Source organism: Cupriavidus pauculus, assembly GCF_022179805.1.
GTDB classification, from domain to species: domain Bacteria; phylum Pseudomonadota; class Gammaproteobacteria; order Burkholderiales; family Burkholderiaceae; genus Cupriavidus; species Cupriavidus pauculus_E.
This window is the reverse complement of record NZ_BPUO01000024.1, coordinates 1-22,706: the sequence shown is the minus strand read 5'-3', so window position 1 is coordinate 22,706 and position 22,706 is coordinate 1. Positions and strand designations below refer to the sequence as shown.

19 protein-coding genes are annotated in these 22,706 nt (G+C 66.9%); 7 read left to right on the top strand and 12 right to left on the bottom strand.

Annotated features, from left to right (window positions below):
• Nucleotides 1-43 precede the first annotated feature (43 nt).
• Both MFF62_RS29165 and purB read left to right on the top strand, forming a co-directional pair.
• Nucleotides 44-391 (top strand): carboxymuconolactone decarboxylase family protein, encoded by a 348-nt coding sequence (locus MFF62_RS29165; RefSeq protein ID WP_238267353.1) that lies wholly within the window; start codon nucleotides 44-46, stop codon nucleotides 389-391.
• A gap of 57 nt (nucleotides 392-448) precedes the next feature.
• Complete coding sequence (gene purB / locus MFF62_RS29160; RefSeq protein WP_238267201.1) at nucleotides 449-1,807, top strand: adenylosuccinate lyase; 1,359 nt, start codon at nucleotides 449-451, stop codon at nucleotides 1,805-1,807.
• 69 nt (nucleotides 1,808-1,876) lie between these two features.
• Here purB and argC read toward each other — a convergent pair whose 3' ends face one another.
• Complete coding sequence (gene argC / locus MFF62_RS29155; protein ID WP_238267351.1) at nucleotides 1,877-2,806, bottom strand: N-acetyl-gamma-glutamyl-phosphate reductase; 930 nt, start codon at nucleotides 2,804-2,806, stop codon at nucleotides 1,877-1,879.
• A gap of 130 nt (nucleotides 2,807-2,936) precedes the next feature.
• On the opposite strand from argC, the gene MFF62_RS29150 reads away from it, so the two are divergent.
• The gene (locus MFF62_RS29150) at nucleotides 2,937-3,821 is read left to right on the top strand and encodes a LysR family transcriptional regulator (RefSeq protein ID WP_238267197.1); all 885 of its coding nucleotides are present in this window, start codon (nucleotides 2,937-2,939) and stop codon (nucleotides 3,819-3,821) included.
• Nucleotides 3,822-3,837: 16 nt separating this feature from the next.
• Here the strand turns inward: MFF62_RS29150 and MFF62_RS29145 are convergent, their stop codons facing one another.
• The 5 genes from MFF62_RS29145 to MFF62_RS29125 all read right to left on the bottom strand — a co-directional run bounded on the left by MFF62_RS29145 (nucleotide 3,838) and on the right by MFF62_RS29125 (nucleotide 12,209).
• Nucleotides 3,838-5,214 (bottom strand): MmgE/PrpD family protein, encoded by a 1,377-nt coding sequence (locus MFF62_RS29145; protein ID WP_238267193.1) that lies wholly within the window; start codon nucleotides 5,212-5,214, stop codon nucleotides 3,838-3,840.
• Entirely contained in the window at nucleotides 5,211-6,209 is a 999-nt protein-coding gene (locus MFF62_RS29140) for a Bug family tripartite tricarboxylate transporter substrate binding protein (protein WP_238267192.1), read from the bottom strand. The genes MFF62_RS29145 and MFF62_RS29140 overlap by 4 nt, the downstream gene beginning before the upstream one ends.
• A 124-nt stretch (nucleotides 6,210-6,333) precedes the next feature.
• On the bottom strand, nucleotides 6,334-7,296 hold the full coding sequence (locus MFF62_RS29135) for a glycosyl hydrolase (protein ID WP_238267190.1): 963 nt from the start codon (nucleotides 7,294-7,296) through the stop codon (nucleotides 6,334-6,336).
• Nucleotides 7,297-7,381: 85 nt separating this feature from the next.
• Nucleotides 7,382-9,499 (bottom strand): di-heme oxidoreductase family protein, encoded by a 2,118-nt coding sequence (locus MFF62_RS29130; RefSeq protein ID WP_238267185.1) that lies wholly within the window; start codon nucleotides 9,497-9,499, stop codon nucleotides 7,382-7,384.
• Between the two features lie 403 nt (nucleotides 9,500-9,902).
• Nucleotides 9,903-12,209 (bottom strand): FdhF/YdeP family oxidoreductase, encoded by a 2,307-nt coding sequence (locus MFF62_RS29125; RefSeq protein WP_238267184.1) that lies wholly within the window; start codon nucleotides 12,207-12,209, stop codon nucleotides 9,903-9,905.
• A 318-nt stretch (nucleotides 12,210-12,527) separates the two neighbouring features.
• Between MFF62_RS29125 and MFF62_RS29120 the strand changes: the two genes are divergently transcribed.
• Nucleotides 12,528-12,791: a hypothetical protein gene (locus tag MFF62_RS29120; RefSeq protein ID WP_238267178.1), complete on the top strand. Its 264-nt coding sequence runs from the start codon at nucleotides 12,528-12,530 to the stop codon at nucleotides 12,789-12,791.
• A 221-nt stretch (nucleotides 12,792-13,012) separates the two neighbouring features.
• Here the strand turns inward: MFF62_RS29120 and MFF62_RS29115 are convergent, their stop codons facing one another.
• Nucleotides 13,013-14,482: a sensor histidine kinase gene (locus MFF62_RS29115; protein WP_238267177.1), complete on the bottom strand. Its 1,470-nt coding sequence runs from the start codon at nucleotides 14,480-14,482 to the stop codon at nucleotides 13,013-13,015.
• Nucleotides 14,483-14,787: 305 nt separating this feature from the next.
• On the opposite strand from MFF62_RS29115, the gene MFF62_RS29110 reads away from it, so the two are divergent.
• Entirely contained in the window at nucleotides 14,788-15,261 is a 474-nt protein-coding gene (locus tag MFF62_RS29110; RefSeq protein ID WP_238267175.1) for a Dps family protein, read from the top strand.
• Between the two features lie 95 nt (nucleotides 15,262-15,356).
• Here the strand turns inward: MFF62_RS29110 and MFF62_RS29105 are convergent, their stop codons facing one another.
• The 5 genes from MFF62_RS29105 to MFF62_RS29085 all read right to left on the bottom strand — a co-directional run bounded on the left by MFF62_RS29105 (nucleotide 15,357) and on the right by MFF62_RS29085 (nucleotide 19,547).
• Nucleotides 15,357-16,328 (bottom strand): cytochrome d ubiquinol oxidase subunit II, encoded by a 972-nt coding sequence (locus MFF62_RS29105; protein ID WP_238267174.1) that lies wholly within the window; start codon nucleotides 16,326-16,328, stop codon nucleotides 15,357-15,359.
• Nucleotides 16,329-16,344: 16 nt separating this feature from the next.
• Nucleotides 16,345-17,745, bottom strand: coding sequence for a cytochrome ubiquinol oxidase subunit I (locus MFF62_RS29100; protein WP_238267173.1), 1,401 nt, complete (start codon nucleotides 17,743-17,745; stop codon nucleotides 16,345-16,347).
• A 7-nt stretch (nucleotides 17,746-17,752) separates the two neighbouring features.
• On the bottom strand, nucleotides 17,753-18,229 hold the full coding sequence (locus tag MFF62_RS29095) for a DUF3331 domain-containing protein (RefSeq protein ID WP_238267172.1): 477 nt from the start codon (nucleotides 18,227-18,229) through the stop codon (nucleotides 17,753-17,755).
• Nucleotides 18,222-19,190 (bottom strand): helix-turn-helix transcriptional regulator, encoded by a 969-nt coding sequence (locus MFF62_RS29090; protein WP_404990853.1) that lies wholly within the window; start codon nucleotides 19,188-19,190, stop codon nucleotides 18,222-18,224. Before MFF62_RS29090 ends, MFF62_RS29095 begins: the two co-directional genes overlap by 8 nt.
• 204 nt (nucleotides 19,191-19,394) lie before the next feature.
• Nucleotides 19,395-19,547 (bottom strand): hypothetical protein, encoded by a 153-nt coding sequence (locus MFF62_RS29085; RefSeq protein WP_238267169.1) that lies wholly within the window; start codon nucleotides 19,545-19,547, stop codon nucleotides 19,395-19,397.
• A 251-nt stretch (nucleotides 19,548-19,798) separates the two neighbouring features.
• Between MFF62_RS29085 and MFF62_RS29080 the strand changes: the two genes are divergently transcribed.
• Complete coding sequence (locus MFF62_RS29080) at nucleotides 19,799-21,280, top strand: efflux transporter outer membrane subunit (protein ID WP_238267167.1); 1,482 nt, start codon at nucleotides 19,799-19,801, stop codon at nucleotides 21,278-21,280.
• Nucleotides 21,277-22,440, top strand: coding sequence for an HlyD/EmrA/EmrK family protein (locus MFF62_RS29075; RefSeq protein ID WP_238267163.1), 1,164 nt, complete (start codon nucleotides 21,277-21,279; stop codon nucleotides 22,438-22,440). Before MFF62_RS29080 ends, MFF62_RS29075 begins: the two co-directional genes overlap by 4 nt.
• The last annotated feature ends 266 nt before the right edge of the window (nucleotides 22,441-22,706 follow it).

Genomic DNA, 22,706 nt, shown 5'->3' with positions numbered 1-22,706 from the left:
TTCTTGGTTATCAATCTGTCCAACAAGGAGTATCCGCATGTCCATGTTCATGAACTGGTCCGATCTGCTGAACACGCTGAAGCGTTCCTACACCCGCCTGGGCAACAGCAACCCGAAGATGCTGGAGGCCTATCGCAACCTGGCGGCCGCGCAGGGATCGAACGGCGCGCTCGACGCCAAGACGCGCGAGCTGATTGCGCTGGCGGTGGCGGTGACCACGCGTTGCGACGGCTGCATCTCGTCGCACGCGGCGGCGGCGGTGAAGGCCGGCGCGACCGATGCCGAGGTCAGCGACGCGCTGGGCACGGCTATTGCACTCAACGCCGGCGCCGCCTATGTCTATTCGCTGCGGGCGATGGAAGCTGTGGGCCAGTTGCGCGAAGCCGCCTGAACGACATGCCGTGCGTGACCACATGGTCAGGCACACACCGAAACGGAGGAGACAAGCATGGCAGCGTACGTCATTGACAGCGCCCTGTTCCGCGACCAGTTCAGTACCGCGCAGATGCGCGAGATCTTCAGTGACGAGCAGACCGTGCAGCGGTGGCTCGACGTCGAGGCCGCGCTGGCCCGCGTGCAGGCGCGCCTTGGCATCATCCCGCAGCGCGCCGCCGACGAGATTTGCGCCAAGGCACGGGTGGAGCTGATCGACCTGGCGGACCTGAAGCGCGAGATGGACCGCACCAGCCACCCGATCGTGCCGCTGCTGCGGGCGATGAAGAAGGTGTGCAGCGGCGATGCCGCCGAGTACATCCACTGGGGCGCCACCACGCAGGACATCATCGACACCGGCACGATGCTGCAGGTGCGTGATGCACTCGACGTGATCGGCAAGCGTTATGCCGAGCTGGAAACGCATCTGGTGGCGCTGGCGGAGAAGCATCGCGACCTGACGATGGTGGCGCGCAGCCACGGCCAGCAGGCGTTGCCGATCACGTTCGGCTTCAAGGCGGCCGTGTGGGTGGAGGAGATGCGCCGCAACCGTGAGCGCTTCGACGCCATGAAGCAGCGCGTGCTGGTGGGCCAGTTCTCGGGCGCGGTCGGCACGCTGGCGGCGCTGGGAGACAAGGGCATCGCGGTGCAGGAGGCGCTGTTCGAGGACCTGGGCCTGGGGTGTCCGCGCATTCACTGGCACGTCTCGCGCGACAGCATTGCCGAGCTGGCCTGCGTGCTGGCGATCTGCACTGGCACCATCGGCAAGATCGCCCACGAGGTGTACAGCCTGCAGAAGACCGAGACCGGCGAACTGGAAGAGCCGTTCGCGATGGGCAAGGTCGGCAGCAGCACCATGCCCCACAAGCGCAACCCGCCCACCTGCGAAACCGTGGTGGCGCTGGCCCGTCTGGTGCGGAACACCGCGCCGATGGCGCTGGAATCGATCATGGCCGAGCACGAGCGCGACAAGATCGTGCTGCAGACCGAGCGCGAGTTCATCTCGCGGTTGTGCTGCATGTGCGACGCGGCGGCGACCAAGATGAGCTACGTCTGCGCCAACCTGACGGTGCGCCCGGCCAACATGGAGAAGAACCTGTTCATCCAGCGCGGGTTGCTGATGTCAGAAGCGGTGATGATGGGCCTGAGCGAGCGCCTGGGCCGCCAGGAAGCCCACGAGATCGTGTACGAGGTGTGCATGGACGTGTTCGAGCGCGGCGGCGACTTCCGCGAGGCGCTGCTGGCCAACCCCAAGGTGGCTGCCGGCATCGACGCACAGACCATCGACCGCATGCTGGATCCGCATGGCTATACGGGCATGGCGGGGGCGTTCGTGGATCGGGTGGTGGGGCGTAAGGAGGGTGCGCGCGACTGATGTGGGTTGCGGGTCGCGATGAATGGCAAGGGGGCGGGTTCAACCGCCCCCTTGTTCGTTTATCCGCCCCTATTGCTGCCCCAGCATCAAATCCAGATTCTGAACCGCCGCGCCGGATGCGCCCTTGCCGAGGTTGTCGAACACCGCGGACAGCAGCACGTGCCCGTGTTCCTCGTTGGCAAACACGCCCAACTGCAGATCGTTGGTGCCGTTCAGCGCTTGCGGGTCCAGGTGCTTCATGACGGACGCTTCGTCCAGTGGCAGCACGTGGACATGGGCCGCGCCGGCATAGTGCCGTGCCAGGCATGCTTGCAGCGCGGCGCCGTCAACGCCGGGGGCGAGCAGCCGCAGCGCGATGGGCACCGTCAGCACGATGCCCTGGCGGAATGCGCCGTATGCGGGCACGAACAGGGGGCGGTGCGCGAGTCCGGTGTACTGCTGGATCTCGGGAGGGTGCTTGTGCGCGAGTTCCAGGCCGTACATCTGGAAGGGTGGCGCGCCGACGGCATCCGGCCCCTCATATGCGTCCACACCGGCACGGCCACGTCCGGAGTAGCCGGAGACGGCATGGATGCTGATCGGGTAGCTGGCGGGAAGCAGTCCGGCCTGCACCAGCGGATGCAGCAGGCCAATCGCGCCGGTGGGGTAGCAGCCGGGATTGGTGACCCGCTTCGCGTTCGCGATGCGCGCGGCCTGTTCCGGCGCCATTTCCGGAAAGCCATAGGTCCAGTCCGGATGCGTGCGGTGGGCGGAGCTTGCGTCGATCACCCGGACGGCCGGATTGACGATGGCGCTCACCGCCTCGCGCGCGGCCACATCGGGCAGGCAGAGGATGGCGATGTCGCAGGCATTGATGGCTTCCGCACGGCGCCGCGGGTCCTTGCGTTCCGATGCGGCAAGCGTGAACAGGCTGAGATCGGTGCGGCCGCGCAGCTGGTCGTGGATTTGCAGGCCGGTGGTGCCTTGGTCGCCGTCGATGAAAACAAGGGGAGGGCTCATGCGAGGAATGCTCCAGTGGCTGAAAAGGGGGTGACACGTCGAAGGAGCCCTAATCTTCCACGTCCGACTAAAATAGGAAAAGTTGAATTTCACAACCATGACATTCAGTTTTTCTGAATCTGGAGTCGACATGCGAGAGATCAGCCTGGACCGCTTGCGCACGCTGGTGGCCATTGCCGACCATGGCTCGTTCGCCGAAGCGGCGCGTGCGTTGCACCTGGCGGCGCCCACGGTCAGCCTTCACATCGCCGAACTGGAACAGCGCATTGGCGCGCCGCTGCTGTCGCGCAAGCGTGGGCAGGTCAGGCCGTCGGCGATTGGAGAGGTGCTGGTGGAGCGCGGGCGCCGGTTGCTGGCCGATGCGGAGCAGGCACTGGACGATATACAACGGCAGGTGGAGGGGCTGGAAGGGCGCGCCCGGCTCGGGGCGGCCACTGGCGTGATCGCGCATCTGCTGCCGCAGGCGCTAGAGGTGCTGCGCCAGCAGCATCCCGCCATCGACATCCAGATTGCGGTGCTGACGTCGCAGGAAACATTGACCCGGCTGGCGGACGGCACGATCGATATCGGCCTGGTTGCTTTGCCGCAGCCACCGGTGGCTGGGTTGGTAATCAAGCCCTGGCGGCGCGACCCCGTGATGGCCTTCGTGCCGGCGCATTGGGAGTGCCCGGCGCGTGTCACGCCGGAATGGCTAGCTGCCCAGCCGCTGATTCTCAATGACGCGACCACGCGCCTTTCGCGCCAGACCACTGAGTGGTTCGCGGCGGCTGGACACCACCCCGCACCGCGCATTCAGCTCAACTACAACGACGCAATCAAGAGCTTGGTCGCGGCGGGATACGGCGCGGCGCTGTTGCCCCACGAGGCCACCACGCCCGTGCCGGACCAGCGTATCGTCATGCGACCGCTGCGCCCGGCGCTATGGCGTCGGCTCGGCATCGCGCATCGTGCCGGGTATGTGGAACGCTCCACCCAGCACGTGCTCGATGTGCTGTGGGATCTGCGTCTGGTATAGAGCGGCCCGGCATTCGCTAGCCGCGCAACGGCGCGAAGCAGGCTGTCACATTGTCCAGGTTCTCGCATTCGAGCACGGTGGCGATCAGCGCCTCGGTGCGTTCGTCGCCCAGGACGGGCGTCAGCAGCGCGCGGGCCTTGTTGGCGATGCGGGTCTCCTGCCGGCCCAGATTGGTCTCGGGACGGCTGGCATCGCAATGGGTGGTGTGGGTGCGGCCGTTGGCCAGCGTCACGGTGGCCTCGGCGTTGGCGCGTGGCATGGCCGGGTCGCCATGCACACGAATGCGCGCGCGCAGGGCGCGGATGGCTGGGTCGTCGAGCGCCGTCGTGAAGCTGGACGTCGCCATGGTGCTGTAGCCGGCCAGCGCCAGCGCCGCCATATGCGTGATGCTGAACTTCGCTTCCGAAGGCGTGCGGGGATTGGCGATGCAGCAGACGTCCAGGTACTGCGGCTCGATGGCGATGTCGATGGTGTCGATGTCGGGCGTGGCGAAGTTGGCTTCCTGCCGCAATTGCAGGCAGGTTTCGATCGGTGCCTGTGTGCCGTAGCACGACGCGTGGTACTTGTAGACGATGCCGTGCACGCGCGAGGTGGCGGCGTCGCGCCACACGGCGGCGGGGTCGAGCCGACCCGCGTAGAGCGCAGCGAACCCCTGGTCATGCTCCAAGATATCCGGCACCGCCATGAAGCCACGCGCGGCCAGGCGGGCGGCACGCAGGCCCACGGCGGCGGCCTGTCCCGCGTGCAGCGGCTTGCCCATGGTGCCGAACAGCGCGCGCATGCCGCCGGCCTGCGTGGCGGCAATGGCCAGTGCGTGCGCGGTGCGTTCGGTGTCGAGCCGCAGCAGCGCCGCCACGGCAAGCGTGGCGCCCAGCGCGCCGAGCGTGGCCGTGTTGTGCCAGCCCAGCCGGTAGTGGTCTTCGCCCATCAGCGATGCCACGCGGCTTTGCAGTTCCACGCCGGCCGCGAATGCAGCCAGCGCTTCGGCGCCGCTCAGGTGTTCCGCTTCGGCTTGCGCCAGGATGGCGGGCCACAGCGGTACCGACGGATGCACGCGCGACTGCAGGTGGGCATCGTCGAAATCCAGCACGTGCGACGCCGTGCCATTGACCAGCGCGGCCTGTACCGCGCTGGCCCGCGAGCCGTCGAGCAGCGTGGCGCACGGGGTGGCGCCCTCGTCGCGCACTTCGGCCAGCACGATCTGCACGGGCGGCTCCTGCCACGCCGCGCAGGCCACGGCGAACCAGTCCAGCAGGCTGTGCCTGGCAATTCGCGCGACGTCACACGGCATGCCGTCGCCATGGGCGATGGTCAGGCTGTGCGCCACCAGTTCGCGCGTCAGCCGCTGTGGCAGCGCGGGGGCGGGGCGGGTGGCAGGGGCAGCAATGTTCATTTGACCTCCATGGTCTTCAGAAGCTTGTCGCTTATGCCCGCGCGGTAGCGGGCGATATCGTCCACGATGTACTGGCGAAACCGGTCGGTCGACATGTCCACTTCACGGGCGCCGTCCTGGCGCACCACGCGGCGCAGCTCGGCGTTCTCCAGCCCTTCGGAAACCGCGCGCGACAGTTTCTGGACGATGGCGTTAGGCGTGCCGGCGGGGGCCACCAGTCCATACCACTGCGTCACGGTCACATCGATGCCCAGTTCGCGAAACGTCGGCACGTCGGGAAAGGCCGGCGTGCGCTGCTCGCCCGTCAGCGCCAGCAGCTTGAGCTTGCCGCCCTTGACCTGGCCCATGATCGGAGGCGCCGTGGCAAAGAACAGATCCGTGTGGCCGCCCAGCAGGTCGGTAATCGCAGGGCCGGAGCCGCGATATGGAATCGGTGCGATCTCCACGCCGGCCTTGGCCTTGACCATTTCCATCGTCACGTAACCCACGCTGCCTGGTCCCGACGAGCCATAGCTCATCTGCCGCGTCCGTGCATCGGCCAGCGCCGCTTTGGCGGTGCTGTAGCGGTCGGCAGAGGCAAACAGGCCATGAGGCGCCTGCACCAGCATGCCGACTGCCACGAAATCCTCGGGCACGCGGTAGGGCAGTTCCTTGCCCCGGATCGCCGCGGCCAGCGACATGTTGCTGCTCATGCCCATCAGCAGCGTGTAGCCGTCGGGCTTGCTGCGTGCCACCTGCTCGGCGGCCATCATGCCTCCGGCGCCGCCCTTGTTCTCCACCACCACGGGCTGGCCCAGCTTGCGCGAAATCTGGTCCGCGATCAGGCGGCCATACAGGTCGCCGCCGCCGCCCGGCGGAAATCCAACCACGAGCTTGATCGGGCGGTCGGGGTATTCGGCGTGGGCCATACCGGTGGCCAGCGCCATCATCAGGCACAGCATCCAGCACGCGCCATGCCACGCGCGGGCTACCGCGCTCTGCACAGACAAAATCATCGTCGTCTCCTCGCTAGGTCTCTGGTCAGGCCGTCATGGCAGCCTGCAAGACGATTCTGGGCGAGGAGTGGCAAACCACACGGATGTTCCGCGAAGTGGAACGCCCGCGTGTCGCGGCGAGCCTTCAGAACGGCAGGCTCAGGTAATAGCGGCCCAGTTCCGTGAGTTCGCCGTCGGCGCCGAGTAGGCTCGTGTAGTGCGGATCGGGGCGCCAGCGGCCCGTGAACCATGCATAGCGGAACACGTCGGCGCGCTGTTCGCAGGTGGCCACCATGTCGCGCATCTGGGCCTTCTGCTTGTCCAGCGTGTCGATCTGGGCGCCGTCGGCATTGGCGTGCCAGTTGGCGAACTCGGTGACCCAGAACGGCTTGCCATACTTGGCCAGGCGGTCGAGCTGCCCGCCCAGGCCGTAGTCGTACCAATGGAAGGCCAGGTAGTCGATCTGCGGATTGCGGTTGCCATTGGCGGCGCGGTACGCGTTGTAGAACGCGTCGAGCCAGACCACGGGATCGCTGTAGCCGGGCATCGTGCCCCACGTGATGGCCGGTCCCACGAGCTTCACGCCGGTGCGCGCGGCGATACCCTCGAACTGCGGCCAGGCTGCCGCCGCCGCCGTGGGCGACAGGTTGGCCTGGTCCGTCAGGTTGGGCTCGTTCATCAGCAGCAGGTACTTGATCTCGGGGTGTGCCACCAGCCACGCTTCCACGGTGGTGGCATCGAACGCGTAGTCGTTCCAGAGCATGGGGATGAAGTCCATGCCATAGGTGGCGCGCGGGTCGGTGGGCGCCGCAGCATTGGGCTTGGGCGACCAGTTGTACCACCACGATACGCCCGGGGACAGCGCCGCCACGTCGGCCTTGCTGGCCAGGTCATAGGCAATGCCGCGCTTGGCGCTCTTGGTCACACCGGGCGTGGCCGAAGGTGGCGTGGACGGGGTGTTGGGGTTGCCCGGCGCCAGCGTGCCGCCGTTGCTGCCAAGCCCTCCGTTGCCGGAAGTGGGCGAGCCGCCGTCGCCGCCGCCACCGCAGGCGGCAAGCACAAAAGCCATGAGCAGCGGCGCAATGGCGCGGCTGCGTAACGATTGCATCAGCATAGGTAATTCCGTTCGGTATCCTGCCCCTTCCCGCATGGCAAGCATGGGGAAGGGGTGTCTTCAAAAGCGTGGCGACGGGTTACAGCGACTGCAGGAACGCGGTGATCGCGTCGCGGTCTGCCTTCGGCAGCGCTTCGTAGCGCGTGCGTGCGTCGGTGGCCTCGCCACCGTGCCAGAGCACGGCCTCGGTGACGTTGCGGGCGCGGCCGTCGTGCAGCAGGCGGACGTTGGTGTCGGCACTCTGGACGAAGCGCAGCGACCCCAGACCCCACAGCGGCGCCGTACGCCACTGGCTCGGATAGGCACGGCCTTCAGACAGCGTGTCGGCCAGATCCGGACCCATGTCGTGCAGCAGCAGGTCGCTGTACGGATGGATGGTCTGCTCGCGCAGTTCGGCAAACGGGTGCGTGTTGCCGGTCTTCATGGTCGGCGTATGGCAGGCCACGCAGCGCACTTGCGTGAACAGGTCGTTGCCGCGTGCGATCTTGGCCGGGTCGACGTCATGCTCGGGCGATACGCGCACGCCGTCCGGGAAGCCGCTGCGCAGCTTGCGCTGGGCCGGCACCGCGATTAGCGACAGGTAGTGCGTCATGCGCTCCAGCTCGTTCTCGTTGACAGAGGTCGGCGAGGTCACCGAATGGCAGTTCGGCGCGCCGCGCTGGCAGCCGTAGTCGGGGAACATTGGCGAGGTCACGCCGATATCCTTGATCAGCGCATCGGCCACCTGCTGGCGGATGCTGCCCTTCGAAGCCTTCCAGCCAAAGCGGCCCACGTGGGTCTTGCCGGTCTGCGGGTCCACCACGAGGTTGGCCACGCCCTTGATGCCGTCGCCATTCGCGTCGTTCGGGTCGGCCTGCGCCAGGATGGTAGTTTCCGGAATCGCTTCGAGCAGGCCCATGCCGATCACCTGTGCCGCCTGGCGTGCCGAGAAGCGGGCCGGCGTGGGGCCGGCGAACGCGAAGACCGGCTTCACCAGTTCCACCTTCTCGCCATCGGGCAGCGTGCGCACCGTGGCCTGCAGCGACTGCACGGTAACGTCATAGACCGGGGCCTTGGCGTCCTGAGCGTGCTGCTGCACGTTGTGGCCGTAGACGGGGTCCGGGCCGGTGCCGTCGCTGTTGGCGGTCAGGAACGACATGGTGTCCAGCTTCGCGCCCAGCGCCAGCGGCTTGCTGCGGCCGTTGTTGGTGTGGCATTCGATACAGCGAGGCTGGTTGTAGCGTGCGCCGAGCTGGCCGATATGCGCGGTGAAGACGGGGTTGTCGCGGTCGTGCTCCGAGTGCGTGCCGTCGGCAAACGACGTGTGGAACAGGCGGCGGCCTTCCACGAAGCGTTGCGTGTTGGTGATGCCGATGTTGTTGGCCATCTGCTGGAAGACCCGCATCGGTTCTTCCGAGTAGTTGTACGAGAGGCTGACCTGGCCGCCCAGCAGCGCGTCGTCGGGAATCGGCTCGGAGTCCAGGTTGGGCGCGATGCCGTACCACGGCCGCATGCCAACGCCGACGATGTAAAGCTGCTCGAACGAGTAGTAGCGGCTGCCGCCGCCGTCCACCACCGGGTCGCGCTTCAGGCGCGGCGCCGGGGCCAGCTCCACCTTGTCGCCGATCTTGAGCGGGCTGTGCGGGTCAGTGCGCCAGTTCGAGTCGAACGTCATCATGCAGTCTTCGCGCGGCTGGTTCTCGCGGCAGATCGGCAGGCCACCTTCCTTCGGATTGTTGAAGCCGTAGTTCAGGGACCAGCCATAGTCGCGCACCGTCGGGTCGAGCACGTTGCGGAACAGGCTGAACGTGGTGCCGTCGAAAATGCCCTGGTTGACGCGCAGATAGACCTCGATCAGCTGCTTGCCGGCAGGTACGTGGTCGCGGATCTCCAGCCCGAAGGTACGGTTCTGGAAGTAGAACGTCGGGAAGGTCAGGTAGCGGCCCGGGCCTGCGTCGGGCGCATCCCAGGCTTCGCCACGCTCGCGGGCATGGCGCTCGGTCGGGCGCGATCCCATCATCGTGACCAGCGTGCCGTCCGGCTCGCGGTACTGGATCTGCTCCATCACCGGCGTGTCGGCGTTGTAGAGCGGTTCGTAGAGCGATGGCGTGACGGTAGGCTGTGCCTTGTCATCACCGCCCCCTCCACCGCATGCGGTGACCAGCATTACAGCGGCCAGCATCAATTCCGGCGCACGATAGCGAGCGACTTGTTTCATGATTGACCCTTCGTTCTTATGGGGAACCGCATCGGCTCCGTTCTCGATTTTTCTTCATCTCCGGCAGGAGAAAAGGCCCATTCCCTGTAGCCGCGGCGATTATCGTGAGCCGTGTAAATAGATGTCAATTGTCATTATCTGGCGCACCGGGTGACAAAATTTGCGCCGTGCGGTGACGAGGATCGTCACACCTATATGGGAGGCCGGTTGCAGCCCGATCCGTGTCATGTACAAGTCAAAAAGTGGGCCGTGCAGCGGTGGTTGAGCGGTCAAGCGCGGGCCAGGAGATTTGTATATGGCCGGCATTTTTCGTAATCGCGTTGCGCAAAAGCCGCAAATATTGCGCAAGCGCCAATAGAAAATGGCCACGAGAACGTGGCCATTTTTTGGGGATTTCAGGCAGTCAAATGGCGCTGGCCCGATGCAGCAATATCGGAATCGACTTTGATGTGGGGGTGTTGCAAAGATCGGCCACGCTGTCCAGCGGCACCAGCGGATTGGTCTCGGGGTAGTAGGCCGCCACGCAACCGCGCGGGATGTCGTACGCCACCAGCCGGAAGCCATCGGCACGGCGCTCGATGTCGTCGTGCCAGACCGTGCTCAGGTCCACCCATTCGCCGTCCTGCAGGCCAAGCATCGCCAGGTCGGCGGGGTGGATGAACACCACGCGGCGCTGGCCGAAGACGCCGCGATAGCGGTCATCCAGCGCGTAGATCGTGGTGTTGTACTGGTCGTGCGAGCGCGTGGTCATCAGCGTCATCACGCGTTCGCCGTGGCGGGCACGGGCCTGGGATATCGGCGTGTCGGGCGTCAGCGGATTGACCAGGAACTCGGCCTTGCCGGACGGGGTATGCCACTGGCGCTCGCGTGCGGGCACGTACAGGTGAAAGCCTCCCGGGATCGCCACGCGGGCGTTGTAGTGCTCGAAACCATCCACCACCTCGGCGATCTTGTCGCGGATGCGCCCGTAGTCTTGCGCGTACCAGCGCCAGTCCACCGCGCTGCTGCCCAGCGTGGCGTGCGCCAGGTTGGCGATGATGGCCGTCTCGGACATCAGGTCTGGCGACGCCGGTTCGTTCATGCCGAACGAGATGTGTACCTTCGATACCGAGTCTTCCACGGTTACGCCCTGTGGCACGCCGTCCTGCAGGTCGATCTCGGTGCGGCCCAGCGTAGGCAGGATCAGCGCTTCCTTGCCGTGGACCAGGTGGCTGCGATTGAGCTTGGTGGCGATATGCACGGTGAGGTTGCACGACCGCAGCGCGTCCCAGGTGCGCGGGGTGTCGGGCGTGGCGGCGGCAAAGTTGCCGCCCAGCGCGATGAACACCTTCACGTCGCCTCGCATCATTGCCTCGATGGTTTCCACCACGTCATAGCCATGCTCGCGCGGCGGCTGGAAGCCGAACGCCGCGCCGAGCTTGTCCAGGAAGGCACCAGTGGGCTGTTCCTCGATGCCGACCGTGCGGTTGCCTTGCACGTTGGAGTGGCCGCGCACCGGGCAGAGCCCCGCGCCGGGCCGCCCGATGTTGCCGCGCATCATCATCAGGTTGGACAGCATCTGGATGGTCTGCACCGAATGCTTGTGTTGCGTCAGGCCCATGCCCCAGGTGCAGATTACGCGACGGCCGCGTGCATAGATCGCGGTCAGACCCTCGATTTCCTCGCGCGGCACGCCGGATTCACGCTCGATGAGTTGCCATGACTCGGCGCGCAGGTCGGCCGCGAAGGCGTCGAAGCCGTGCGTGTGTTCGGCGATGAACGCGGTGTCGAGTACGCGGGCGGCGCCCGTTGCCAGCGCCTCGTCGTCGAGTTCCAGCACCCGCTTGGCCACGCCCTTGATCAGCGCGTAGTCGCCGCCCAGCGTCGGGCGCACGAATACCGAGCAGATCTTCGTATCGGACATCGTCAGCATTTCCACCGGGCTCTGCGGGCTGGTAAAGCGTTCCAGCCCGCGCTCGCGCAGCGGGTTGATCGACACCAGCGTGGCGCCGCGCCGCGCGCAGTCACGCAACTCCGCCAGCATGCGTGGATGGTTGGTGGCGGGGTTCTGGCCGAACAGCAGGATGGTGTCGCAGGTTTCGAAGTCGTCGAGCGTGACGGTGCCCTTGCCCACGCCCACGGTGTGGGGCATGCCACGGCTGGTGGCTTCGTGGCACATGTTGGAACAATCGGGGAAATTGTTGGTGCCCACCATGCGCGCGAACAACTGGTACAGGAACGCCGCCTCGTTGCTGGCGCGGCCCGACGTGTAGAAAGCGGCCTGGTCTGGATCGGGCAGCGCGCGCAGCCGGGTGCCGATCAGCGCGAAGGCGTCCTGCCAGTCGATCTGGCGATAGGTGTCGGTAAGCCAGTCATAGATCAGCGGCGTGGTCAGGCGGCCATGCTGCTCCAGCTCGTAGTCGGTCTGTGCCATCAGCGCCGCCACGGTGTGGTGGGCCAGGAATTCCGGCGTGACGCGCTTGCCGGTGGATTCGGCGGCCACGGCCTTGACGCCGTTCTCGCAGAATTCGAAGGTCGACGCGTGCTCGCGATCGGGCCATGCGCAGCCGGGGCAGTCAAAGCCGTCGCTCTTGTTCTGCCGGAACAGCATGCGGTAGTCGCGGCCCGGCACGCGCTCCTTGATCAGGTTGATCGCCACGTACTTGAGCGCGCCCCAACCGGCGGCGGCGTGGGTATAGGGTTCGATGCGGGGCTTGGACTTGAAGGTCATGACACTGCTCTCCTGCGGAATGGATCGATACGTCGGGATACGTCTTCATGGCAAAGCGTATCGAGGCAGGGCAGCCGGGCCATTCCCCGGGATGTCGCAGCTTTCGGTTTTGCACGCCGGGGCAGCGCCGGCGCAGCGCGAACCTACACCAAAGAATGATGTCGGGCTACAAACTGGCTACCGGCGACCAACCGAGGTACGAATGCGCCGCGCGGCCGCGCCACCTACGATGGATTCACGGGCTTGCAATGCAGGCCCCGGCGGGAAAACCGGATGGTGCCCCGTCCTGCAAACAGCAAGTCAAGACAGGAGTTCATCATGATTCGCAAGCATATCGTTCCCGTACTCGTGGCCTGCGGCGTGGCCGCCGTCAGCGCGCTGTCCAGCGGCATGGCCAATGCAGCCGATTCCACCAAGCACCAGGCTACCCATTCGCACCCGCAGTACAACATCGACCAGCCGCGCGATGGGTTCACGCAGGGCGCCCGCTTTGAGGTCACGCCCGCTGACCAGGGGCACTTCATCCTCACTGGCCAGGATCTGACCGGCGTGTCGGCGCCTCCGGGCAACGCCCCGGCATGATTGCCGCGGGCCGGATCGATGGCCGTGCTGCCGGCGCGGCCGTCGATGGCATCGGGGTGCTGCTGGCATGGGTGGGAGTCTGCGCCGCGAGCTGTGGCATGGCGCTGGTCACGGCGTTGTGGGCGGGCGTATGACGGGTTTCAGGAAGGCCGTTCACCGGGCGTGAACGGCTTATTGCTTTATCGCCTGGCAATGGCAGGCTGCTGTTTCAGGTCGCTGTTTCAGGCCGCTTCTGCCGGCTGCTCGCCTTCGGCCGTGTGCTGGGGCAGGCGAACGATCATCCTCGCGCCGCCTTCGGCCGGCGATTCCGCGGCAATGCTGCCGCCGTGCGATTCCACGATATTGCGGCAGATCGATAGCCCCATGCCCATGCCTTCGGCCTTGGTGGTGTAGAAGGGGTTGAACAAGCGGTCCATGTCGGGCTCCGGAATGCCTGGGCCCGTATCGCTGACGACGACCAGCACCGAACGGTCCGCCATGATGCGCGTGGCCAGCGTCAGCCGCCGACGGCCCGGCACCTGCTCCATCGCCTGCGCGGCATTGACGATCAGGTTCACCAGCACCTGCTGCAACTGGGTGCGGTCGCCGTGAATCCTTGCCTGTTCGGCATCGAGGTCGAGCACGGCCGACACCTGGTGGTCCTGCAGTTCGCGTCGCACCAGTTCCAGTGAATCGGTCACCAGCCGGTCGACGCCGATTTCCACATACTTGGGTTCCGACTTCTGCGCCATGGCGCGGATCTGGCGGATGATGTCGCTCGCACGCGTGGCGTCGCGAATCACCTGTTCGATGGACTCCGTGGCCTCGGCGATATCGGGTTCATCGCGCTGCAGCCAACGCAGCGCCGAGCTGCCGCAGGTGACGATGGCGGCCATTGGCTGCGTCACCTCGTGCGCGATCGACGCGGCAAGCTGGCCCAGCGTGGTCACGCGTGCCACGTGCGCCAGCTCGGTCATGGTCCGGTGCAGCGTCTGCTGGGTCTGCGTGGCGTCGGTGATGTCCATCAGCGCCCCCATGTACTCGTGCTGGTCACCGGCCGATGCGCTGCGGCGCGCCACCAGGTGCACATGCCGGATCGAGCTGTCGGGCAGCAGCAGGCGATGGCGCAGGTCCACGATGGGTATGCCGCCCAGCATGGCGGCGTGCACGCGCTGCACTTCGGCCAGGTCGTCCGGGTGCACGCGCGTGAGCACCATGCCGAAGTGGGGCGATTCACCGCGCGGGTAGCCGAAGATGCGGAACGCCTCGTCCGACCACGTCATCGTGTTGTTGGGCAGCCGCAGCGCGATACTGCCGGTCTTGCTGAGCCGCTGCGCCTCGGCTAGGAAGGCCTCGCTGCGCGCCAGCGCCGCCTCGGTGCGGCGGCGCCGCGCCATGTCCGACAGGTTGCGCAGCGCCAGCAGAGTGGTGGTGCCGATGGCAAGCAGCGCAAACACGAAGCGAGCGAGCTGGCCGTGATCGGGGTCCGGATTCTGCGCGACCGCAAAGGCCACCACGGTCAGCACCAGCGCTACGCCGGCCGTGATCCGCGTTGCCCGTATGGCGCCGGTCAGCGCCACCAGCAGGATCACCAGCACGTAGACCACCGCAATCGCGAAGTCCAGTGGCGTGAAGGCATCGATCAGGAACACGCACAGGCCCAGTGTGCCTGCCGCGCCCATCAACAGCCGGTTGGTGGTTGGGTTGTACATGCCCTTTGCGCTCGCCCTTGCTAGGTTGAAAACCGGTGGTTTGGACGCCATGCCCACGGCCGGCAGCATGATCCGACGCTGATATTAGTCCTGAATGACTGGTCGAGGAATCATATGAAGGTATAGGAGATGTTTGATGCATTAACGTTGCCCGGTGCGTTTCGTAAAACCGGTCCACCTGCGGACAATCGGCATCCCGCCGTCGGGCGCATAGTCGGACTGCCCACTCGCCGGGCGCGCATGCCGCCGCGAGTGCACTGGAACAGGGCCCCCGCGCCCCTTCGCACCCATCTTCTGGAGTCACCATGACGAATACCCAACTCGACGACGCCGGCCTGGCCGTCACCGAAATCTCGGATCACCTGAACCGCCTGCTGGCCGACGTGTTCGCGCTGTACCTGAAGACCAAGAACTTCCACTGGCATATGTCGGGGCCGCATTTCCGGGACTACCACCTGATGCTGGACGAGCAGTCGGCGCAGATCTTTGCCATGACCGACGACGTGGCCGAGCGCGTGCGCAAGATCGGCGGCACCACGCTGCGCTCGATCGGCGCCATTGCCCGGCTGCAGCGCGTGCGCGACAACGACGCCGAGGACGTGTCGCCCAAGGCCATGCTGCGTGAACTGCATGCCGACAATCTCAAGCTCGTGGAGGCGATGCTCGACGCCCATGCGATCTGCGACGACCACGCCGACGTGGCCTCGGCCAGCCTGCTGGAGAACTGGATCGACGAGGCGCAGCGCCGCGCCTGGTTCCTGGCCGAATCGGTCCGGTAATATCGCCGCAGCACCATGCAGAACGCCCTCTCCGGCTGGAGAGGGCGTTTTTTATTGGGAGACCGCCGCGGAACGATGCGGCGGCGGACAAGCGGTCAGGCTGGCACCTTGCTGCGGAACACGTGGTACTGGTAGAGGTTGTAGCCCAGCATGACCGGCAGCAGCACGCCGATACCGATCAGCATGAATACCAGCGTACGGTCGTCGGATGCCGCGTCGATCAGCGATAGGCGGCCCGGCACCACGTACGGGAACAGGCTGATGGCCAACCCGTCGAACGACACCAGGAACAGCAGCACGGTCGCCCGGAACGGCGCGCGGCGGCTGCCCGTCCACGTGGATCCGGCGATCCAGGCCACGGCGCCGGCGGCCATCGCGCCCAGCACCAGCAGTACGGCCAGCACGCCGTGCTGGTGCCAGCGCTCGGTGCCGATCAGGCTCAGCCGGAGCGTGGCGCCGGACAGCACCAGCGCGCTCACCACTGTCACCGGCAGCGTGACGAGCGTCCAGGTGCGGGCGGCGGATTCCACCGGATACGACGTCTTCTTGATCAGGTAGGTGGCGCCCAGCAGCGCATAGCCGGCGGCCACGCCCACGGCCGCGAACAGCGTGAACACGGCGTTCCAGCCCCCGGGGTTCAGCCCGGTGACGATGCGGCCCAGGATCACGCCCTGCGAGACGGCGGCCAGCAGGCTGCCCACGCCAAACACGCGGTCCCAGAACGGGCCGCGCTCGGCCGCGTGGCGGAATTCGATGGCCGCGCCACGCATGATCAGCCCGGCAATCAGCGCCATCAGTGGCAGGTAGAGTTGGGGCAGCAGCGTGGCGTAGGCGGCCGGAAAGGCGCCAAACAGCCCGCCGCCCAGCACCACGAGCCACGTTTCGTTGGCATCCCAGACGTGGGCAATCGACTCGACCATCACGTCGCGCCGTTCGCGCTCGGGCTCGAACAGGCTCAGGATGCCGATGCCCAGGTCAAAGCCGTCGGTCACCACATAGCAGGCCAGCATCAGGCCCAGGATGCAGAACCAGAGCGACACCAGCAGGGTGTGCGGGGAATTGTCCATGACGGATCTCCGGTGATCAGTAGGTGCCGCGTTCGGCAGTGCGGGGCAGGGCGGCCGGCGTGAGTGCCGGCGCGGCGAGCGTCAGGTCCGGGCCCTTGCGCAGCCAGCGGGCGGCCAGCCAGGTGAACGTGGCCAGCAGCACGATGTAGAAGGCGGCGAACATGGCGATGCTGCCGGTCACATCGGCCGCCGAGATTGCGGTGGAGACGCCATCCTGCGTGCGCATCAGGCCATGCACGAGCCACGGCTGGCGGCCCACCTCGCGCACGATCCAGCCACATTCCACCGCGAGGTAGGGCAGCGGAATAGCCAGCACCCAGGCCAGCATCAGGCCCCGGTACTGGCTCAGCGCGGCTGGCTGATGGCGCGTGCGCCGCAGTACGTACGCCGTCCAGAACGCCAGCAGTACGAACAGGAAGCCGATGCCGGCCATCACGCGAAACGAGTAGTACAGAAGCGGCAGCATTGGCGGCTGGTCGGCGCGCGGAATATCGGCCATGCCGGTGACCGTGCCATGCACCTTGTGCGTGGCCAGCAGGCTCAGCATGCCGGGCACCTCGATGGACCAGTCGTTGCGCTGCGCGGCCTGGTCCGGCCATGCCAGCAGCGACCACGATGCGGCCGTGCCCGGCGCATTGGTCTGCCAGTGCCCTTCGATGGCGGCGCCCTTGGCCGGCTGGGTCTCGAAGACGTCCACGCCACTGCCGTCGCCCAGCCACACCTGCAGCGGCGCCACGATTACCAGCAGCACCATCGCCAGCCGGAAAGATCGCGCGAAGAACTCGGGCTGGCGGCGGCGGAGCAGGTACCACGCCGAAATGCCGGCCACGACCACCAGGCCCGTTTCAAGCGCGGCCACCCACATGTGGGCAATGCCCCAGAACGCATCGGGGTTGAAGATCGCGCGCAGGTAGTCGGTGACGACGATCTTGCCGTCCACCACGGCCACGCCGGTCGGCGTCTGCATCCACGAGTTGGCCACCATGATCCAGAACGCCGACAGCGACGACCCCAGTGCCACCATGCCGGTGGCAAACAGGTGGACGCCGCGCGGCACGCGGTCCCAGCCGAACATCATGATGCCGACAAAGCCGGCTTCGAGCATGAACGCCATGGCGCCCTCGAAGCCGAGGATGTTGCCGAAGAACTGGCCGGTGAACTGCGAGAACGCGCTCCAGTTGGTGCCGAACTCGAACTCCATCGGAATGCCGCTGACCACGCCGACGGCAAAGTTCAGCAACAGCAGCTTGCTCCAGAAGCGCGCGTGGCGGTACCAGGTGACGTCGTTGGTGCGAATCCAGAGCACTTCGACGATGAACAGGAACGCCGACAGGCTGATGGTCAGGATCGGCCAGAGGATATGGAAGACGGCCGTGAAGCCGAACTGCAGCCGCGAAAGATCGAGGACTTCATGCATGGCGGGCTCACCGGGCGTTGGCGCGATAGCGGAACGTAGGCGGATCGTCGTCCTGCGCGGGCGCGGCGGTGACGCTGGCGTGGTCCATGGCCTTGGCCAGGATCATGGCGTCGGCATTGAGCGCGGGCGGGCGCGACCGCTGCGGCCGGAACACGAGATCGGTCCGGTCGATGGCCTGCCCCGACAGCGCGCAGACGCCGGTGTCGCGTGCGGTGCCCGCCGTCCAGACCTGCGCGCCGTAGCGGCAGTGCGTGGCGTCGCGCCAGCTCACCACGGCCATGGCGGCGCTGAGCCGTTCGATCACGGTGACGATAGGCGCGTGGGCGCGCAGCGCGTTGTCCTCGGCCGAGTACGTGAGCGAAGTGAGCGTATGCCGCTGCGGTTCCAGCAGCGCGATGGTGCGCAGCCAGGTGTCGCAGGCACTGTCGCGGACATCGGCGAGATCGCGAACGTCGGCAGGGGCGGAGTGCAGGATTTCAGCCATGGGAGCTCCCGGGAGTTGAGGTGACCTTGACGCGCCAGCAGTGCGGCGTATCGCCGACAAAGCGCTTGAAGACCGTGGTGAAGTGCGCCTGCGAGCGGAAGCCGCAGCGCATGGCCACTTCCAGCACGCTGCCCTCGGCGCCGCGCAGCAGGTCCTGCGCGTGTTCGATGCGCCGGCGCACCAGGTATTCGTGCGGACGCATGCCGGTGGTGCGGCGGAACTGGGCAGCAAAGTACATACGGGTCAGGCCCGTGCTGCGCGCAATATCGGCCAGGCCGATGGGCGCCGACAGGTTGGCGTCGATGAACTCGATGGCGCGCCGCAGGCGCCATTGCGGCAACGTGGTGGCGGCCCGCGCGTTCGACGCGACGCGCTGGAAGTGGTTGGCCACCACGCGTGCCACGATGGCCAGCGCCACGCTGTCGGCAAAGATGCGGCCCAGGCCGGGGTCTTGCGAATGCGCCACGGCCAGCGCCTGGCCCAGGCGTTCCAGCGCGGGGTCGGCGTGGAAGAACGGGTCATCCAGGCGCAGCTCCCCGTCGTGCGGATGGCCGAACTGGTCTTCGTAGCAGGCGGCCAGCACCGATTGCGGCACGAACAGGTGCAGCACGTCGCTGGCCGATGCGTAAACGGCACTGGTGGAGGTGCCCGGCGCGGTGACGTGGACCGCGCCGGCACCCAGGCGTCCGTCGAACACCGGCATGCCGCCGCACAGGAAGCGGATCGAGCTCGACCGAAGGTTGATCGCAATGCAGTGCCGGCTGTCGTCGCCGGCGTGCGACACGGTGACCGGGGGTTCGCCATCGCACGTCCAGCGCGTCACCACGATCGGGTCGGGCCGATGGATCGCCGACGCCGGCATGTCGGGCGCCTGGCGCCAGCGGTTCTCGCGCTGGACGAACTCGGGCGCCTGGGCGGCCGCGATGCGCAACTGTGGCGGCGTCTGGCGCGGCGCGGGCATGTCGGTCACATCGAGGTCGATGGTCGCGTCGAGAACGGTGGTCGATACATCTTTCATGGCGAAGCTCCCGGGAGGCGGGTGTGGACGCCGCGCGGTCATTCAGCGTACTGAATGAAGGCGATGGCGATCAGGATCAGGTTGAGGACCGCGAGGGCAATCCAGCCGTACATGAGCAACAGGCTTTCCTGTTCGGTCATGCCGGCCTCAGGAATGGATGTGCCACAGCGCGGCGGCGGTGACGTGCACGGGGGCGATGGCCTGCTGCCACATGCGGTAGACCGTTGCGCCGGCCACGCCGACGGTGGCAAAGGCGAGGACGATGGCGAGGATGAGCATCCAGAGTTTTTGCGGTTTCATGGCGGCTCCCGTGGAAGCAGTCGGTGGATGACTGGAATGCTAGGAGCCGGGTACGGATGCCCACAATTGCCGCGTGGGTGGTACAGCGTTAAACGAAGGTATAGTCCGGGCCATCTTTGTGCACCGGAACGGGGCATTTGGTGGCGGAATGGAGGCGGCCGTGCCATCCCTAAATAACGTGGCGTTCGCAATGACCTGACCGGCGCGGCTCGGCCATGATTCGCCGCATCTACCATCAGATTGGGGCCGCCATGCACGCCGCTACCCGATGGCGGCTGCCGGCGCAGGGCGCCGCCGCCTTGCTGTCCGCCCTGGCCTTGGCCGGTTGCGCGGCGTTCGACCACAGCGCGCCCACGCAGACGCTGGCGCCCGTGGCCGACACCGCGCAAAGCCTGCCGGCCCAGCACGGCCAATGGCCGGCCGACGACTGGCTGGACGCCTTTGGCGATCCGCAACTGGCAGCGCTGGCGCGCGAGGCCGTGGCCGGAAGCCCCACCTTGCAGGCCGCCGAGGCGCGCGTGGAGGCCGCGCGGGCCGTGGCCGAGGGCGCGCGGAGCGGCCTGTATCCCGACGTCGATATCCGGGGCGGCGTGACGCGCCAGCGCATCTCGGAGACGGACCTGCTGGGCGCCACGCCGCTGTCGGGCCGCTGGGTCAACCAGGTGCAGCTCTCCAGCGGACTGACGTATGACCTGGACTTCTGGGGCAAGCACCGCAACGCGCTGCAGGCGGCGCTGTCGGGTGTGCGCGAGGCCGAGGCGGAACGCCAGTCGGCCCGGCTGCTGCTGACCACGGGCGTGGCGCGTGTCTATGCGCGGCTGGCCACGCTGTATGCACTGCGCGATGTGGCTACGCAAACCATCGCGCAGCGTCGGCAACTGTCGACGGTGGGCCGCGCGCGGCTCGTGGCCGGGCTCGACAGCCAGGTTGGCCTGACCTTGCAGGCCGCCGACCTGGCCAGCGCCGAAGCGGACCTGACCCAGGTCGACGACGACATCGACGTCACGCGCCATCAGCTTGCCGCGCTGCTGGGCAAGGGCCCCGATCGCGGCCTGGCCATCGCCCGGCCCGTGCTGCTGGCCAACTCGACCCTGAAACTTCCCGACGATGCCCGGATCGGCCTGCTGTCGCGCCGGCCCGACCTGGTGGCCGCCCGCTGGCGCGTGGAGGCGGCATCGAAGGACATCGACGTGGCGCGCGCTGAATTCCTGCCCGATATCACGCTGTCGGCCGTGGCCGGGCTGACCACGATCACACCGTCCGATTTCCTGCTCGGCGCGAGCCGCGCCTTTGCGTTTGGCCCGTCATTGCGGCTGCCGGTGTTCGAAGGCGGCCGGCTGCGTGCGGACCTGCACGCGCGCCATGCCGACTATGACGCGGCCGTCGCCGACTACAACCAGACGTTGACCGATGCCCTGCGCGAGATCGCCGACACGGTGGGCAGCCTGGGCGCGGTGACCACCGAGATGCCGCAGCGCCAGCGGGCCCTGCAGTTCGCGCAGCATGCGTTCGCGCTGGCCGGTGACCGCTGGCAGGCGGGGCTGGTCAATCAACTGGCCGTGCTGACCGCGCAGGACAGCGTGCTGGCCCAGCAGCGGCTGCTGGCGCTGCTGCAGGGGCGCCAACTCGATCTTCAATTCCAGCTGGTCTGGACGCTCGGCGGTGGCTACGCGGGACAGTTGCCCGCCGACGCCGCGCCCGTGCCGGACCACGTCAACAACCACACGCCATGAACACACCCGCCACGCCCACCGTGCCCTCGGCCGAGATGCGCCCCGTGCCACGCCGGCGCCTGATCGTCGTGGCCGCGATCGTCGCCACGGCCGGCATCGCCACCGGCGCGTGGTGGTGGACCACCGGCCGGCACTTCGTGTCCACCGACGACGCCTACGTGGCCGGCAACGTGGTGCAGGTCACGTCGCAGGTGTCCGGCACGGTGGTGTCAATTGCCGCCGACGACACGCAGCGCGTGACGATGGGCCAGCCGCTGGTGCAACTCGATCCGGCAGACAGCCAGGTAGCGCTGCAGCAGGCCGCCGCGCAACTGGCGGAAACCGTGCGCCAGGTGCGCACGCTGTATGTCAACAACGGCACGCTGCAGGCCAATATCGCCCAACGGCAGGCCAACGTGGAGAACGCCCGTGATGATCTACGCAGACGCATGTCGGTCGACGGTACCGGCGCCGTTTCGAAAGAGGACATCGAGCACGCCCAGGCCACGCTCAAGGAAGCGCAGGCGTCGCTGCGGGCCGCGCTGGAGCAACTGGCATCGAACCGTGCACTGACCCGCAACACCACGATTGCCGATCACCCTGACGTGGCTCGCGCCGCGGCGGCCTATCGCACCGCCTACCTGGCCTATGCCCGCTCGACACTGCCCGCGCCGGTCACCGGCTTCATCGCCCGCCGCGCCGTGCAGGTGGGCCAGCGCATGGCGCCAGGCGTGGCGTTGATGGGCGTGGTGCCGCTGGACCAGGTCTGGGTGGACGCCAACTTCAAGGAAAACCAGATGAAGGACATGCGCGTGGGCCAGCCCGTGACGCTGGAAGCCGATTTCTATGGCTCGCGCGTGCGGTACGTCGGCAAGGTGGCCGGCTTCGCCGCTGGCACCGGCGCGGCGTTTTCGGTGCTGCCCGCGCAGAATGCCACCGGCAACTGGATCAAGGTGGTGCAGAGGTTGCCGGTACGAATTGCGCTGGACCCAGCGCAGTTGGCCGTGCACCCGTTGCGGATTGGGTTGTCGATGCGGGCCACGGTGGATGTGCACGAGCATGGCGGCGCCAGTCTGGATACGTTGCCGGTCGTGACACCGCTGTCGACGGATGTGTATGCGGCGGTGGGGCGTGATGCGGATCAGCGGATCGAGAGGATCATTGCGGAGAATGCGGGGTGATGTGAGGCGTGGTGGTTTTTGTCACCGTACGCTAAGGCGAAGGCCATCACCCTATGTTTTCCCCTCTCCCTCTGGGAGAGGGGCAGGGGTGAGGGCTGGCGGTTCAATTTGCGACCTGTAGGCAAGCAGAGCCGCCATGGGGCCTGTCAGCGTTTTTGTGTTCAGGGCAGTTAAAGGCTCACCGTCAACTTAGCCGGTGAGCCAGCATTATCTCAGCGATGCGGGGTGGGTGAAGCGTTCCTCATAGAGAATAGCAAACTGGTTCA